Origin of the sequence: Pseudomonas sp. PS02288 (assembly GCF_029959715.1) — a bacterium.
Lineage (GTDB): Bacteria > Pseudomonadota > Gammaproteobacteria > Pseudomonadales > Pseudomonadaceae > Pseudomonas_O > Pseudomonas_O kuykendallii.
This window is the reverse complement of sequence record NZ_JASCPA010000051.1, coordinates 1-16,079: the sequence shown is the minus strand read 5'-3', so window position 1 is coordinate 16,079 and position 16,079 is coordinate 1. Positions and strand designations below refer to the sequence as shown.

At 66.4% G+C, this 16,079-nt stretch carries 11 protein-coding genes and 1 tRNA gene; 3 read left to right on the top strand and 9 right to left on the bottom strand.

Annotated elements, in window-relative coordinates; all coding sequences use genetic code 11:
* Positions 1 to 53: 53 nt before the first annotated feature.
* The 3 genes from QMX85_RS18065 to ptsP all read right to left on the bottom strand — a co-directional run bounded on the left by QMX85_RS18065 (position 54) and on the right by ptsP (position 5,678).
* The gene (locus QMX85_RS18065; RefSeq protein ID WP_282343182.1) at positions 54 to 1,787 is read right to left on the bottom strand and encodes a fructose-specific PTS transporter subunit EIIC; all 1,734 of its coding nucleotides are present in this window, start codon (positions 1,785 to 1,787) and stop codon (positions 54 to 56) included.
* 61 nt (positions 1,788 to 1,848) lie between these two features.
* Entirely contained in the window at positions 1,849 to 2,793 is a 945-nt protein-coding gene (gene pfkB / locus QMX85_RS18060) for a 1-phosphofructokinase (protein WP_282343180.1), read from the bottom strand.
* Entirely contained in the window at positions 2,793 to 5,678 is a 2,886-nt protein-coding gene (gene ptsP / locus QMX85_RS18055; protein ID WP_282343178.1) for a phosphoenolpyruvate--protein phosphotransferase, read from the bottom strand. The genes pfkB and ptsP overlap by 1 nt, the downstream gene beginning before the upstream one ends.
* Before the next feature lie 141 nt (positions 5,679 to 5,819).
* Between ptsP and cra the strand changes: the two genes are divergently transcribed.
* Entirely contained in the window at positions 5,820 to 6,821 is a 1,002-nt protein-coding gene (gene cra / locus QMX85_RS18050) for a catabolite repressor/activator (protein ID WP_282343176.1), read from the top strand.
* Entirely contained in the window at positions 6,821 to 7,603 is a 783-nt protein-coding gene (locus QMX85_RS18045; protein ID WP_282343173.1) for a TatD family hydrolase, read from the top strand. The genes cra and QMX85_RS18045 overlap by 1 nt, the downstream gene beginning before the upstream one ends.
* A gap of 35 nt (positions 7,604 to 7,638) precedes the next feature.
* On the opposite strand, the gene QMX85_RS18040 is transcribed toward QMX85_RS18045, so the two are convergent.
* From QMX85_RS18040 to QMX85_RS18025, 4 genes are all read right to left on the bottom strand, one after another.
* Positions 7,639 to 9,669 carry a methyl-accepting chemotaxis protein gene (locus QMX85_RS18040; RefSeq protein ID WP_282343171.1) on the bottom strand — a complete coding sequence of 677 codons (2,031 nt, stop codon included), beginning with the start codon at positions 9,667 to 9,669 and terminating at the stop codon, positions 7,639 to 7,641.
* Positions 9,670 to 9,870: 201 nt separating this feature from the next.
* On the bottom strand, positions 9,871 to 10,704 hold the full coding sequence (gene ampE / locus QMX85_RS18035; protein WP_282343169.1) for a regulatory signaling modulator protein AmpE: 834 nt from the start codon (positions 10,702 to 10,704) through the stop codon (positions 9,871 to 9,873).
* Complete coding sequence (gene ampD, locus QMX85_RS18030) at positions 10,701 to 11,261, bottom strand: 1,6-anhydro-N-acetylmuramyl-L-alanine amidase AmpD (protein ID WP_282343167.1); 561 nt, start codon at positions 11,259 to 11,261, stop codon at positions 10,701 to 10,703. Before ampD ends, ampE begins: the two co-directional genes overlap by 4 nt.
* A gap of 181 nt (positions 11,262 to 11,442) precedes the next feature.
* A complete protein-coding gene (locus tag QMX85_RS18025; protein WP_282343165.1) occupies positions 11,443 to 13,746 on the bottom strand; it encodes a DUF1631 domain-containing protein in 2,304 nt (767 codons plus the stop codon).
* A 296-nt stretch (positions 13,747 to 14,042) separates the two neighbouring features.
* Here QMX85_RS18025 and nadC point away from each other — a divergent pair, with 296 nt between their 5' ends.
* Complete coding sequence (gene nadC, locus QMX85_RS18020) at positions 14,043 to 14,891, top strand: carboxylating nicotinate-nucleotide diphosphorylase (protein WP_282343163.1); 849 nt, start codon at positions 14,043 to 14,045, stop codon at positions 14,889 to 14,891.
* Between the two features lie 52 nt (positions 14,892 to 14,943).
* Here the strand turns inward: nadC and QMX85_RS18015 are convergent.
* Together QMX85_RS18015 and QMX85_RS18010 are read right to left on the bottom strand one after the other, a co-directional pair.
* Positions 14,944 to 15,019: transfer RNA gene (locus QMX85_RS18015), tRNA-Thr, on the bottom strand.
* Positions 15,020 to 15,093: 74 nt separating this feature from the next.
* Positions 15,094 to 15,927, bottom strand: a complete 834-nt coding sequence (locus QMX85_RS18010; RefSeq protein WP_282343223.1) for a Wzy polymerase domain-containing protein — start codon at positions 15,925 to 15,927, stop codon at positions 15,094 to 15,096.
* Positions 15,928 to 16,079: the final 152 nt, after the last annotated feature.

Genomic DNA, 16,079 nt, shown 5'->3' with positions numbered 1-16,079 from the left:
CGGCCTTGGCGCCCCCGTCACGATCGACCGGGCGGCGCGCAAGGCGTTCTTCCCTACGCCGCTTCGCCCTGAACATCCAGCGCCTGCGGTTCGGGCTGCTTGATCAGCGCGTAGATCACCCCGGTGAGCACGCTACCGGCGACGATCGCCAGCAGGTAGAGCAGTGCGTGGTTGATCGCGTTGGGGATCAGCAGGACGAACAGCCCGCCGTGCGGCGCCATCAGCTTGCAGCCGAACGCCATCGACAGCGCTCCGGTCAGCGCACCGCCGGCGACGCTGGCCGGGATCACCCGCAGCGGGTCCTTGGCGGCGAACGGAATCGCCCCTTCGGAGATGAAGCACATGCCGAGCACGCCGGCGGCCTTGCCGGCCTCGCGCTCACTCTGGGCGAACTTGCGCCGCGCCAGCAGCGTGGCGATGGCCATGCCGATCGGCGGCACCATGCCGCCGGCCATGGTCGCCGCCATCGGCGCGTAGCTTTGCGACGCCAGCAGGCCGACCGAAAACGCGTAGGCCGCCTTGTTGATCGGGCCGCCGAGGTCGACGCACATCATCCCGCCGAGCAGCAGGCCAAGCAGCACCGCGTTGGAGGTGCCCATGGTGTCAAGGAACGCCGTCAGCCCGGCGAGCATGCCGGCCACCGGTTTGCCGACCACGTAGATCATCGCCAGGCCGGTGAACAGGCTGGCCAGCAGCGGGATGATCAGGATCGGCTTCAGCGCCTCCACGCTGGACGGCAATCGGACCCAGCGGGCGATGGCCCTGGCCGAATAACCGGCGAGAAAACCGGCGACGATGCCGCCGATGAAGCCCGCACCCAGGGTGCTCGCCAGCAGCCCGCCGATCATCCCCGGCGCCAGGCCCGGACGGTCGGCAATCGAATAGGCGATGTAACCGGCCAACAGCGGCACCATCAGCTTGAACGCCGCGTCGCCACCGATCTGCATCAGCGCCGCGGGCAGCGTGCCTTCCTGCTTGAACGCCTCGATGCCGAAGACGAACGACAGGGCAATCAGCAGGCCGCCAGCAACCACCATCGGCAGCATGTAGGACACGCCGGTAAGCAGGTGCTTGTAGGGCCCGGCCTTGCCCTGCTCGCTGCCGGCGGCGGCGCCGTCGGTGGCCGCGGCGGCCAGCGGCTTGCCTTCGGCGAGGGCGCGCTGCAGGGTCTGTTGCGGCTGCTTGAGGGCGACGCCGGTGCCGCAGCGATAGACCTTCTTGCCGGCGAAGCGGGCGGTATCGACCTCGATGTCGGTGGCCAGCAGCACCACGTCGGCGGCGGCGATGGCCGCGTCGTCCAGCAGGTTGCGAGCGCCCACCGAACCGCGGGTTTCCACCTGCAGCGCGTAGCCGAGCTGGCCGGCTGCCTGCTGCAGCGCTTCGGCGGCCATGAAGGTGTGGGCGACGCCGGTTGGGCAGGCGGTGACCGCCACCAGGCGCGGCTTCCCGGCGCTCGCCCCGGTAGCGCTTGCCTGCTCCAGCACCTGGGCGCTGGCGGCGGCCTGTTCGAGGAACTCGCGCGGATTCTGCAGCGCCTCGGCAGGCGTCGACTGCACCACGCGCTTGCCGACGAAACGCCCCAGGGCCAGCTCGCCGGTGCGCACCACAACGACCAGGTCGGCGCCGGCGATGTCGGCGTCGCTCAGCGGCGAGCCGATGGCGCGCGGATCATGCACTTCGACGCGCGTCGTCCAGCCCAGGCGCTGCGCCGCGGCATCCAGCAAGCGGGCACAGAGCACGCTGGTGACCTGCCCGTTCGGGCAGGCGGTGACGATCAGCAGATTCATGGGTACCTCGATTCCTGTTGCGCAGCCGGGCTGAACTGCCCTGCCACTGTCTGCTGCATGCTCATTGCAGAGCCTCCAGCGCTTCGATCGTCACCTCGCGCTCCAGCCGCGCCAGTTGCTCGCGGTCATGGATGCCGAAGCCCAGCTGCGTCACCGCCTGCGCGGCGATCGCCGTGGCCAGGCGCAGGCTGCGTTCGGCCGGCCAGCCGCTGAGATGGCCATGCAGGGTGCCGGCGAGCAGCGAGTCGCCGGCGCCGACGGTGCTGACCACCTCGACCTTCGGCGGGCGCGCCTGCAGGGCGATCTCCGGGCCGATCCAGCAGACCCCCTCGGCACCGCGCGACAGCAGCACGTGCTCGATGCCCTGCCCGCGCAGGCGCAGGGCGGCGCGCTGCAGGTCGTCCAGCGAATCCGCCGAACCGCCGCAGGCCTCGGCCAGCTCGGTCTCGTTAGGCTTGATCATCCAGGGCGCGGCGGCCAGCCCGGCGCGCAGCGCGGGCCCGCTGCTGTCCAGCAGCAGCGGCACGCCACGGGCGCCGAGCGTGCGCAGCAACGCCGCGAACCACTCCGGCGTGACGCCCTGCGGCAGGCTGCCGGCCACCACCACGGCGTCGTGGCCGGCAGCGATCAGTTCGAGCTCCTCGAGCAATTCGGCCTGGTGCGCTTCGTCGACCTGCGGACCGGGCCCGTTGAGGTCGGTGACGCGCCCATCGGCCTCGGCCAGCTTGATGTTGCTGCGCGTTTCGCCCGGCACGCGAACGAAGGCGTCCACGAAGCCGCGCCGCGAGAACAGCGTCTCGAAGGCCGCCGCGTTGGCCGTGCCGAGAAAACCGGCGACGCTGACCTTGTGCCCCAGGTCGGCGAGCACCTGGGCGACGTTGAGGCCCTTGCCGGCGGCGTGGCTGGCGAAGCCCAGGCTGCGGTTCACCGCGCCGGGCTGCAGGCGATCCAGGCGCACGCTGAGATCCAGCGCCGGATTGAGGGTGATCGTCAGTACGCGTGCCATCAGAAGTGCTCCTCCACCAGCGCGCGCACGGCGGCGGCGCTTTCCAGGTTCAGCGCCTGCTGGGCGAAGAGCTGGCTGCGGGCGAAGTCCAGCTCGCGCACCCGCGCCTTGACCAGCGCGATGGAGCGCGCCGAGACACTCAGCTCGTCGACGCCCAGGCCGACCAGCACCGGCACCGCGTGGGTATCGCCGGCCAGCTCGCCACACACGCCGACCCACTTGCCGTGGGCATGCGCCGCCTCGACGGTCATCTGGATCAGCCGCAACACGGCCGGATGGAGCCCGTCGGCCTGCGCCGACAGCGTCGGATGGCCGCGGTCGATGGCCAGCGCGTACTGGGTCAGGTCGTTGGTGCCGATGCTGAAGAAGTCGACTTCGCGCGCCAGCACCGGGGCCAGCAGCGCCGCCGACGGCACCTCGACCATGATCCCCAGCTGCAGGTCGGCGACCGGGATTTCCTCGCGCAGGCGCAGCGCCATGTCACGGGCCGCGCGCCACTCCTCGACGAAACCGACCATCGGGAACATCACCCGCAGCGGGCGCCCCTCGGCGGAGGCGAACAGCGCGCGCAGCTGTGTTTCCAGCACCTCGGGGCGTTGCAGGCTGAGGCGGATACCGCGCAGGCCGAGGAACGGGTTTTCCTCCGCCGGCAGCGGCCAGTACGGCAGCGGCTTGTCGCCGCCGACGTCGAGGGTGCGCACCACCAGCGGGCGACCGTCGAGGGCATCCAGCGCACGGCGGTATTCGATCTCCTGGCTGGCCTGGTCCGGCGCCGAGGCGTGCTGCATGAACACCAGCTCGGTGCGCAGCAGGCCGACGCCTTCGGCGCCCTGCTCCACTGCGGCGGCGGTATCGGCGGTGTCGCCGAGGTTGGCGGCGACCTCCACGGCGTGGCCGTCCAAGGTCACCGCCGGTTGCAGGCGCTCGGCGTCGGCGCGGGCCTGACGCTGGAGGCTGGCTTCGCGCTGACGCCGGGCGATCTCGACGGCCTGCGCATCCGGCGCCACGCGCAGGGTTCCGCGCTCGCCGTCCAGCAGCAGCGGCGTGTTCGGCGCCAGCGCGAGCACCGCCTCGCCGGCGCCGACTACCGCGGGAATGCCCAGCGCGCGGGCGATGATCGCCGAATGCGCGGTGGCGCCGCCGCGCGCGGTAAGGATGCCGGCGACACGGTCGCGATCCAGGCTGGCGACGTCCGAGGGCGCCACTTCGTCCATCACCAGAATGTACGGTTGTTCCGGCTCGACCGGCGCCTCGACGCCCAGCAGGTGGCCGAGCACGCGCCGGCCGATGTCGCGCAGGTCCGCCGCGCGCTCCGCCAGCAGGGCGTCGTGCAGGGCTTCCTGGCGCTGCGCGGTGGCTTCGATCTCGCCGATCCAGGCCGCCTCGGCGCTGAGGCCCTCGTCGAGACGCACGCCAACGTCCTCGTGCAGGGCGGGGTCACGCAGCATCGCCTGGTGAGTGACGAAGATTTCGCGAATGCTGGCCTCGCTGCTGCGCTCCACCAGCGCCTGGATCTGCGCCACCACCTCGTCCAGCGCCTGCGCCAGACGCTGGCGCTCGACCGCCAGACCCTGGCCATGCTGCGGGAAATCCATCTTCAGCGGCACGCGCACCAGCGCCGGGCCGATGGCGATCCCCGGTGCGGCGGCGACCGCCTGGATGCGCGCACCGGCCGCCGGCGCCAGCGGCGGCGATACGTCGGCCGCCAGCGACACCCGCGCCTCGATACTGGGCGGCGGGGCGAAGGGCGTTTCCGGTAGCGGCTCGACCTCTTCGCCCAGCCCGGCACGCACCGCGGCCTCGACGGCGGGCAGCGCATCGCCTGCGATCGACGGCTCGGCGATGAACTCCAACTCCTGCCCACGGCGCGCGCCGAGGGCCAGCAGGCGACTCAGGCTTTTCGCCGAGACGCCGCGGCCGGGATCGCCGGGCAGGCGCACACGCACGTCGCCATCGAAGGACTGCGCCAGTTCGCTGAGCACCTTGGCCGGACGCGCATGCAGGCCGTGGGCGTTGGCCAGGACGATACGCCGCGACGGCCAGTCCACCGGCAGCTCGCCGCCAAGGGCTTCGAGCACGCTGCGGCTGGAGGTGGCCTGACTGAATTCATGCCCGCGCCCCTCGATCAGCAAGTCGCACAGGCGCTCGAGGGTCTGCCGCTGCGCCTCGCCACGGCTGGCCAGGCAAAACAGCCCAGCGAGCGGCTGGGCGTCATGCTGCAGCGGCGTTTGCGGGGTGACGAAAGCCAGTCCGGGGCGGCCGGCGCCCTCCTCGCCGTGCAGCAGCCAGAGGCCGTCGCCGAGCGGCAGCGGCGGCTCACGCAGCAATCCGGCGGCGAATCCGGGACCGCCGCAACCAGCCCTCTTCAGCAGGCGAATGCCTTGCCAGGCCAGGTCGTCGGCATCCTCGGCGACGAGTCCCAGGCCGACCAGCTGGCTGTCCAGCGCCAGCTCCTGTGGCGCGCCGCGCAGCAGGGCGACCAGCGCCTCGGCATCCGGCGCATCGCGCAGCGCTTCGCTGAGATCGCCCTCGCCGAGGGCGCGGGTGAGCATCTGCAGTAGTTGCAGGTGTTCGTCGGAACGCGCGGCAATGGCGATGGCGAGGTAGACGCGCTGGCCATTGCCCCAGTCGACGCCCAAGGGAAACTGCATCAGCCGCACCCCGGTGCTGATCACCTGGTCGCGGGTGTCCGGCGTACCGTGGGGAATCGCGATGCCCTGCCCGAGATACGTCGAGCCCTGCGCTTCGCGCGCCTGCATGCCCGCCAGATAGCCGGGCATCACCAGGCCATCATCGACCAGGGTCTCGGCCAGGCTGCGCAGCGCGGCCTGCTTGTCCGGTGCGCGTTGCTGCATCTGGATGTGCGCGGCATTCAATTCGAGCATGTACGGGTCCTCTACGACGGCCAATGTCAGACCGGCCGCCTGCTGAATCGTTTCATCAAGGGTTGGCACGTTACCCCAGAATGGGTGAAGCTTTGAAGCCCGGCCCATCCAGCAGTATTGACCACAAGGACCCCGCCCACCGTGAAACTCAGCGATGTCGCCCGCCTGGCCGAGGTGTCCGTGACCACCGCCAGCTACGTGATCAACGGCCAGGCGGTACAGCGCAGAATCAGCGCCGCCACCGTGGCGCGGGTGCGCGAGGTGGTCGAGCGCTACGGTTATCGTCCCGACCAGCAGGCCGCCGGCCTGCGCCGCGGCCAGAGCCGCTGCCTGGGATTGATCATTCCCGACCTGGAAAATCCCAGCTACGCGCGCACCGCCAAGTTCCTCGAACAGTGCGCGCGGGCGGTCGGCTACCAGTTGCTGATCGCCAGCTCGGACGACGAGCCGGACAGCGAGCGCCAGCTGGTCGAACTGTTCCGTTCGCGGCGCTGCGACGCGCTGGTGGTCGCCAGTTGCCTGCCGCAGGACGACCCCACCTACGCGCAACTGGTCGACGCCGGCCTGCCGGTGATCGCCCTCGACCGCGCGCTCGACCCCCGGTCCATCCGCTCGGTGGTCAGCGACGACCGGCAGGCCGGCGTATTGCTCACCCGCAGCCTGCTGGAGTCATTGCCCACGCACGTGGTGCTGATCGGCGCGCGCCCCGAGCTGCCCATCAGCCAGGCGCGCGAGGCGGGATTTCGCGAGGGCCTGGACGGTTTCGCCGGCAAGCTGAGCGTGTTGCACGGCGCGGAGTTCAGCCGCGCGTGCGGGTGTGAGCAGATGCAGGCGCTGCTGCGCGACGGGCCGATGCCGGACGCGCTGATCACCACCGCCTACGTGCTGCTGGAAGGCGTGCTGGAGGCGCTGCAGCACGACTCGCCGGACGTACCGCCGCCGCGCCTGGCGACCTTCGGCGACACCCGCTTGCTGGACTTCCTGCCGCTGCGGGTCAATGCGATCTCGCAGCAGCACGAGCGGCTCGCCGAGCGGATTCTGCACTGGGCGCTCCAGGCCATCGAGCACGGCGCCTACCAACCGGGCCTGGAAGCGATCCCGAGGGTGTTGAAGCAGCGCAGCCTTGGCGAAGGCGACCGCTGATGCGACTCATCGACACTCACAATCACCTGGACTTCCCGCCGTTCGACGACGATCGTGCCGCCGTGCTCGAACGCGCCCGTGCCCGCGGCGTCGAGCGCCAGGTGATCATCGGCGTCTACCAGGCGCACTGGCAGCGCCTCTGGGATCTGGTAGGCCGCGAGCCGGGCCTGTACGCGACCCTGGGGCTGCACCCCGCCTTCCTGCACAGGCACCGCCCGGAGCACCTCGGCGAACTGCGCGAGTGGCTGCAGCGCCTGGCCGGCGACGACCGGCTCTGCGCGATCGGCGAAGTGGGGCTGGATTACTACATAGAAAACCCGGACAAACCGCGCCAGCAGGAACTCTTCGAGGCGCAGCTGGAGCTGGCCTGCGAGTTCGAGCGGCCGGTGCTGCTGCACGTGCGCCGCGCCCACGCCGCGGTGGTGACCACGCTCAAGCGCCTCCGGCCGGCACGCGGCGGCATCGCCCACGCCTTCAGCGGCAGTTACGAGGAAGCCCGCGAGTACATCAGGCTGGGATTCAGGCTCGGCCTCGGCGGCGCCGGCACCTGGCCGCAGGCGCTGCGCATGCACAAGGTGCTGCGCCAGTTGCCGCTGGACAGCATCGTGCTGGAAACCGACGCCCCGGACATCACCCCGCACGCCCACGCCGGCGAGCGCAACAGCCCGGAATTCCTCCCGGACATCTGCGTGGCGCTGGCGGAAATCAGAGGTGTCAGCCCCGAGGAACTGGCCGCGGCGAGCTATCGCAACAGCTGCGAACTGTTCGGCTGGGAGCCCTGAAGGCAGGCCTGTGCCGGGCCTGCCACGCTCGCCCGCTAGACTCTGAAGGCGCCGATCAGCTGCTTGAGATCGCCGACCAGCTCGGACAATTCGCGGCTGGCCCGCTCGGTCTGGCTCGCGCCTTCGGCGGTGCGCTCGCCGGCCTGGTTGATCTGCACGATGTTCTGATCGATATCGTGGGCCACGGCGGTCTGTTGCTCCGCCGCCGCAGCGATCTGCTGGTTCTGATCGACGATCATGCCCACCGCGCCGAGGATGTTCTCCAGCGCGCGCTGCACGCGACCGGACTCGTCCACGGTGCCGTCGGCCATGCGGTGACTGGCACTCATCGCCTTCACCGCCGCGCCAACTCCGCCCTGCAGCCGGGCGATCATCTGCTCGATCTCCTCGGTGGACTGCTGGGTGCGCTTTGCGAGGTTGCGTACCTCGTCGGCGACCACCGCGAAGCCGCGCCCCTGCTCGCCCGCCCGCGCCGCCTCGATGGCGGCATTCAGCGCCAACAGGTTGGTCTGCTCGGCGATGCCCTTGATCACATCCAGCACGCGGCTGATCGACTGGCTGTCGCTGGCCAACTGGTTGATCACCAGCACCGACTGATCGATCTCGCCCGCAAGGCGCTGGATGCTGCCGACCTGGGATTCGACCAGTTCGCGCCCGCTGACGGTTTCCTCGTTGACGCTGTGGGCGCTGTCCACCGCCGCGGCGGCACTGCGCGCGACCTCCTGGGCGGTGGCCGACATCTGGTTCATCGCCGTGGCGACCTGCTCGATCTGGCTGCGTTGCCCCGCCACCGCCTGGTTGCTTTCGCCGGACACCACTTCCACGCGATCGGCCTGGCGCTCGACTTCCACGACGGTCAGCCCGACCCGCTGGATCAGGTCGTGAATCTTCACCACGGTACCGTTGAACACCTGCCCCAGCTCGCCCAGCTCGTCGGAGGTCTGCGCCTTGAAACTAGCGGTCATGTCACCGGAGGCCACCTTGTCCATCACCCGGCCTAGGCTTTTGAGCGTGCTGCGCGTGGACACGTAGAAGCCGCCGTAGAGGTAGCCGATCAGCAGGAACACCGCGATCAGCGCCACCACCAGCAGCAGCATCTGCCGGCGATGCTCGGCCAGGCGCTGCTGCAGCTCGCTCTCAAGAAAGCCCAGCGCGGCATCGCTCAACTGGTACGACTTGGCCATCTGCGCGCTGAGGTCTTCGTAATATTCCGGCCACGGCGTATCGAGGGTATCGGCCACGGTGATCTTGTCTTCGATCAGCGTGCTGGACTCCTTCAGGCTGCCACGACTCGCCTGCGCCAGCCCCTGAAGGGCCGCGCGCGCCCCGGTACTGGTGGACAGCGCGTTTTCCAGCGCCACGGCGTATTCGCCGTCGAGTTTTTCCAGGACCGCGATCAGGTCGTCCATGCGGTTGCTGGCCGCCGAGTTGAGGAAGCCCAGCCCGAGGGAGTAGCTGCCGGTGGCGCGGGCCGCGCCCAGGGTATCGGTGACTTTCAGCGTGGAGGTGGTGACCAGTTCGGTGAGTTGGCGCACCGACCGGTCCGGGTCCTGGCTCAGCCCCGCATCGGAGGCGACGAAGGCGATGAAGGCCTGCACGCGCCCGAGCTGCTGGTCGACCAGCGCCGACTTGTTCTGCAACGAGGTTTCCGCCTGGACGGACTTCAAGCCGGCCAGCAGTTCATCGCGCTTGGCGTTGAAGTCCTCGACCTGCTGGGTGGTTCCGCCCGCCGACTGCAGCGCGCCGATGGTTTCCACCAAGGTGTCCTGCAACTGGCTGATGCGCCGCTCGACATCGCCCGCGTTGCCGGACTGGCCGATCAGCGAATTGATTTCGACGAGGTTGCTCAGCGACTCGGTGTCGCGCTGGATGTTGAGGGTCCTGCCCAGCAGGTCGAGGCTGTCCAGCTCGATGCGGGTACCGATGAACTGATCATAGGAGTCGCGCACCAGATAGAAGTTGGTGACGAGCATCGGCAGGAAGAACATCACGCTGATCAGGCTGAACTTCATCGCGAAACTCAGCCGGCTCATCAGGGCGATCGCCGGGTACAGAATGGTCTTCAATCGAATTCTCCCGATTATTTTTATGGTCGGCGGAGAAACAGCAGTTTTCGCTGAATGGGCGCAGCAGCTACCCAGGCACTTTCAGGGGCGCAGCCGGCAGCCGCGGAGCCTGTATACCTGATATCGGCGTTGCGATTTGTAACTTAAGGTTAAGCGTTTTGCCATCATTCACCAGACGCAGGTTGCATCTCGTAACCGGGCTCACAGGAGCAGCGCGCGGATCGCCAGGGCGGCATACCAAAGCACGGCCGAACGCACCAGCAGTTGCCAGAGAAGATCGAGGCTGGCGACGCCTGGGTCGCCGACCAGCGGCTCGCCGAGATCGCCCGCCGCCCGCCCCGCCCGCTCCAGCAACTGCTCGGCAGGAAGGTTCCAGTTGAGCAGCTCGTGCAGCAGTTCACGGCTGACGGCGATGAAATTTCCGACCAGCGCGAAACTGGCCACCAGCACCCGCGCGGGGACGAAATCGAGGCCGTGGCGCAGCTGCAAGGCACGCTCACGCAGCGCCGGGCCTTGCGCCTGCTCGGCGAGCAGCGCCACCAGCCGGTAACCGAGCGCCGCCACCGGCCCCAGCAGCGCGTACCAGAAGATCACCGCAAAGAAACCCTGATAGCCCTGCCACAACAGGTAGCGCTGCACGCGCCGCAGCAGCGAACCCGGCTCGCAGGCCTCGATGCCCATGTCGCGCTCGGCCACCAGCTCCGCCGCTACGGCGTCGCCACGGCGCCAGGCATCACGGAACGGGCCGCAGGACTTCTGCACGTCGCCGCGCCCCAGGCTGTAGATCAGCACCAGCAGATGCACCGGCAGAGCCAACCATCCATAGGCGAGCGGTTGCAGGATCAGCAGCACCAGCGCCAGGACCAGCAACGGCGGCAGGACCAGCAGGATCAGCCGCAGCCACGGCGCGCCCGCGTCGGTGCCGGAGTCGATCCGCGCCAGCAGCCTGAACCAGAGGCCATCGCGTTGGATGCGGTGGCGCAAGCCGGACAGCTTTTCCACCAGCAGCGCGAGCAGCAGTACCAGAAAGCTCATTGAGTTGACTCCTCTGTCAGTGCCGCGCGCAGCCGCGGCCAGTCGAAGGCGCCGCCGGGGTCGGTCTTGCGGCCGGGCGCGATGTCGCTGTGGCCGACGATGCGCTCGGGGCGGATGGCCGGATAGGCCCGTCGCAGCTCACCGGTCAGGGTCGCCAGCGCGGCGTACTGGGCGTCGCTGTAGGCCAGGTCGTCGGTGCCTTCGAGTTCGATGCCGAGGGAGAAATCATTGCAGTTCTCGCGCCCCTCGAAGCGCGACACTCCGGCATGCCAGGCCCGGTCGCGGCAGGATACGAACTGGAACACCGCGCCATCGCGCTCGATGAGGAAGTGCGCGGAAACCGTCAGGGAGCAGATATCGGCGAAGTAGGGATGCTCGTCCGCGACCAACTGATTGGCGAAGAACTGCTGCACCTTGCCGGTTCCAAACTGGCCCGGCGGCAAGCTGATGTTGTGAATGACCAGCAGGGATATTTCGCCGGACGGGCGAGCGTTGAAGTTGGGCGAAGGGCAATGCCGGACGCCTTCGAACCAGCCGCTGTGCGGATCCAGGTACATGGGGGACTCCTCGACGAGTCGCCACTCTAGAGCAGGCTCCAGACCCACGCAAAGCCTGGCGCTTGGAAGCGCCTCGCGCATGGCCAACGGCCAGAAATGCAAAAGCCCGGAAGAATCGCACCGTTCGGAGAGCCTCTCCCTGGGTGCCCCTCATCCGGGCCTTGATTCAAGCGCGAGGAAACTAAGCGCCCTTGAGCCGCCGCAGGTTGCCGATCACCGACTCCAGCGCCCGGTCGAACAGCAGGGCGTCGTCCAGCAGACGTACCGCGCCACGACGGAACTCGACGGCCAGGCCCATCCGCGTCTTCTCCAGCACCTTCATGCCGGTACGGTTGACGAAGATGTACTTGCCGGTCGGCTTGATGATCGCGGCCAGCTTGCAGCGCAGCTTATGGTCGGAGTCTTCCTGGATTTCCACCCAGCTACCCACCCGCAGGTTGTCCACCTGCTGAAAGGCTTCGTCGTGGTCGGGGAGGATCATCTCCGGCTCCGGCGCCCGGGTTTCGCCCGGCGCCAGCAGCACGATCTCTTCGACCACTTCGACCATCTGCGGCAGTTCGGCGAGGATCAGGTCCTCCTCCGCGTCATCCTGGGCCGCCGCATCGAGATCAAGAATGTTGTGCTCGCCCTCTGCCAGCGCGCTTTCCCGCTCGCCTTCACCTTCCGGCTCCGGCCGCTTGAAGCGCTGGAACGCCTGGACGTGCAGGGCTTCCAGCTGGCTGAAAAACTCGCCGGTGGAGAACGGGTCGAATGCGGCGCTAGTCAGCCCGTCGCGCAGCGACTTGAGCAGCCCCGGGACCAGCTCGAGCAGGCGCAGGCGGTCTTCGGGCTCCTCGTGAGATTCGACGCTCCAGATCAGGTCGTCCATGGTCGACAGAACGGCCTTCCACTCTTCGGACTCGCCGCCGCTCTTCAGGTAGGTGAGCAGCATGACCTTGCTCCATGCCTCCTGCAGCAAGCGCACCACGACCTCCGGCAGGGTCCTGCCAAGCAGCCGGTCGTTCAGCGCGCGCTCGACCTGATGACGCGCCAGCTCGGCACGCACACGTCCTTCCTCGGCATCGCGAGTGCGCTGCTCAAGCAGGTCGCTGCGGCGGCGCTCGTCACCGGTAAAGGCGATGAACTCGGAAAGCAGCTCGGAAAAGATCACCGGATCATCGGTGAAGTCGTTCAGCAGGCGCTGCACGATGCTCTCGATCTTCTGGTACAGGCTGTCGCGCTGGGCGTCATCTTGGTCGCCCCAGCCGAGCGACGCGGATGCGATCTCGTTGAGCAGCCGACGCGCCGGGTGGCTGCCGCGGCTGAAGAAGGTCTTGTCCAGCACGGCGACCTTGAGCATCGGGATCTGCAGGCGCGCGATCAGCGCCTTCAGCGAATCGGGAAGGGTGCGGTCGTCGAGGATGAATTCGAAGAGCATCGAAACCAGGTTGATGACGTCCTCGTCCACCTCGCCAACCACCCGCGCCCGGCCACTCTTGGCACTGGCCCGGCTGAGCAATTGCTCGAGCTGCTGGCGCAGGTCGAACTCATCGGTCGCCTGCTGCGCCGGCTGTTGGTGCTGCAGGTGCGAAAGCAGGCGTGTCAGGTCGTGACTGGAAATCGGCATCGCGTCCGCGGGCACTTCGCGGTGGTAGCTGATGCTGCCGCGAGTCTGGGAAAGCAGCTCCTGGAGCACGCCGAACGCCTCCTGAACATCGCCGGAGAACCCTTCGCCGCTGGTGAACGGACGCGCATCGCCGTCGGCCAGATAGCCCCGACTGGACGAACCACGGGTTTGCTGGCGGCGTTGCTGCGAGGCGTTCTTCAGATCCGGCAACACGCCAGCGGCCACCAGCGAATCGTTGGCCTCGACATAGAGCTCATCGAGACTGCTCAGCACGTACTTCTCGAACAGCTTGAGGACGATCAGCTTGACGCGGATTTCCACGCCGAGGCTGCGGCAGGCGTCGAGGAAGAACTCGCACAGCGCCGCGGGCCCCAACGGATTGGTCTTGTCCTCGAGCTTCTTGCTGACCTGAGTATTCAAACGCGTCGTCAGGTGCCCGAGCGGCCGACTGGCGCGGCTGATGACCTTGGCCACCATCGTGTCGATCGCCACGGACTCTTCCAGTTCATCGTTCTGCACGAGCGTGAGGCTGTCGAAAGACACCGAATCGAGTTGCGGCGCCTTGCCGATTTCATACTGATTGAGATTGGCAAAGGCCGCGAAGAGCTTCTCCAGAAAGCCCCGCTCGATGCTCTTTCGCTTCAGACGAAGGTCCCGCATGGCCTCGAAGAAGGAATTCTGCTCGGCATTGCTGGTAGCACGATCGGCCATCTCGAACAGTGTGTCGTCGGCGTTATCGAACAACGCCTGCAGCGCGACCTTCAACTGCTGCGCAGACTTGTCGCGGACCTTGGCGAGCGCGAACGGCAACCGCCCTGCGGACTGCGAGGCCTCAGGTAGGGTCTTGCCGAGTTGTACTACCTTCGCGTCGTTCTTCATTACGTCTCTCCTGCGGACAAGGCACCGGTGGGTGCACATTTGCCCGGCGTGGAACTGGCGTCATCCGTAACGTCAATCTCATGGCGTCAATGTAACAACAGCTTATCGACACCAGGTGACGCAACCAAGCACCGTCTTCTCAGATACGGACCTCTGTCACAGATGTAAGCTTGTTTACAGCTGGACGGCAATCTTTATACGACCATTGAAATACAAAAAAATGCCGTAAGGTCATGCACATAGTCCGCATCGCTCCGCGCCCCTATAATCCGGCCATTCCCGCACCGGAGCCACCCATGCCGAACCTCGTCCTCGCCGATCTCACCGCCGAAATCGAAGCCAACGCGCGACGCGCACTGAGTGAAGACATCGGCAATGGCGACATCACTGCACAGTTGATCCCTGCCGAACGTATGGCGCATGCGACCATCATCACCCGCGAAGACGCCGTCATCGCCGGCAGCGCCTGGGTCGATGCGGTCTTTCGCCTGGTCGATCCGCGCGTTGCCGTGCATTGGCAGGCCAGCGACGGGGAACGCGTCCAACCCAACCAGGCGCTCTTCCATCTCGAAGGTCCCGCCCGCGCGCTGCTCAGCGGCGAACGCAGCGCGTTGAACTTCCTCCAGGCCCTCTCCGCCGTAGCCACCCGCTGCCGCGCCTATGCCGACATGGTCGCCGGCACCCAGGTCAAGTTGCTGGATACCCGCAAGACGCTTCCGGGCCTACGCCTGGCGCAGAAGTACGCCGTCACCTGCGGCGGCTGCCATAACCACCGTATCGGCCTTTACGATGCGTTCTTGATCAAGGAAAACCACATCGCCGCCTGCGGAGGAATCGCCGCCGCCATTTCCGCCGCGCACAAGATCGCCCCGGGCAAACCGGTGGAAATAGAAGTGGAAAACCTGGAAGAGCTGCAGCAAGCGCTCGATGCCGGTGCCGACATCGTCATGCTCGACGAACTCAGCCTGGACGACATGCGCACCGCGGTACGCCTCACCGATGGCAAAGCCAAGCTCGAAGCCTCGGGCGGCATCAACGACACCACCTTGCGCGCCATCGCCGAAACCGGCGTCGACTACATCTCCCTCGGCACGCTGACCAAGGACATCAAAGCCGTCGACCTGTCGATGCGCCTGAGCCTGTAATCCAAACCACAGAAACGACAAAGCCCCGCTATTCGGGGCTTTGCAGAGTGACTGGTGCCGGAGACAGGAATCGAACCTGCGACCTTCGCGTTACGAGTGCGCTGCTCTACCTACTGAGCTACACCGGCAGCGGGCGCGAAATTAGCATCGAAGGAAAAGGTTTTCAACAACAAATGGAGAGCGGTTAGGCCCGGCCCAAAATCTATTCGGGGAGGCGCCCTATTAATTCCCCGAGCTGAGGATAACGACGCTCCATTTCACCTAATGCCACAACGCCCTCTCCGTAACTTCCTTTACCATGGATACTTCGCAAGATCAGCATTTCATGCGCCGCCTCTACCGGCCGACCGTTTAGACCAAGAGCCACTGCATATCTGAAAATACTTGAAGAGTAGGGATATCGATGAGAAACCCTTCTCATAAACTCAATGTCGACCTCCGACATTCCTTGTGTAGCTGGAGTTCTAGCAAAACGTATATACCCACCAAGCTGATCGAGAAAAAATACATCAGGAGAAATCTTATCATGCACAACTGTCCCTATTCTCGCACTTTCAAAACGCATCAGACGGTAATCCTCCTCAACCCGAATATATTCAACCACAAAGACCAACAAAACAACCAGCGAAATCAAAACGAGGCCATACACATACTTAACCGCTACCGACAACACCGGAGCCTCGGCTACTTCAAACTCCAAAACACCCAATAGAATTCCGATGGGAAACAGAAGAAAGGCGTAGGCAAAAGGGTATTCAAGCATTGAATGAATGCAAAAGAACCCCGCAGCCAGCAAACAAAAAAGCGCCTCTGAACTTCTACCCATAATCACAAATCTTGCGAAAAAAAAAGCCGCCACCGCAAGCAATAAAGCCCCTGGAATTAGCCCATTCCATACGAGAATATCGAGAACGATATTATGACTGTATTCGGTTATCGGCACACCAGGATATAGAATCGAAACCGACGTCTGCGCGACGCTCGCTTGCCCCCAGCCATACCCCCAAAATGGCCCATTGATTATGGCTGCCCACATTTGCACCCACAGGTCCAGTCTGGCCCCCAATGTCATCAACCTAAGCTGCAGCCCTGCCCAAGGCAAGCCCCCCGAAGCAGCCAGCCGCCATGGCCGTCGGGCGATGACCAGGCCTCTGCCGCTCAATCAGGCGGTCTAGCTGGGCTGGCGGT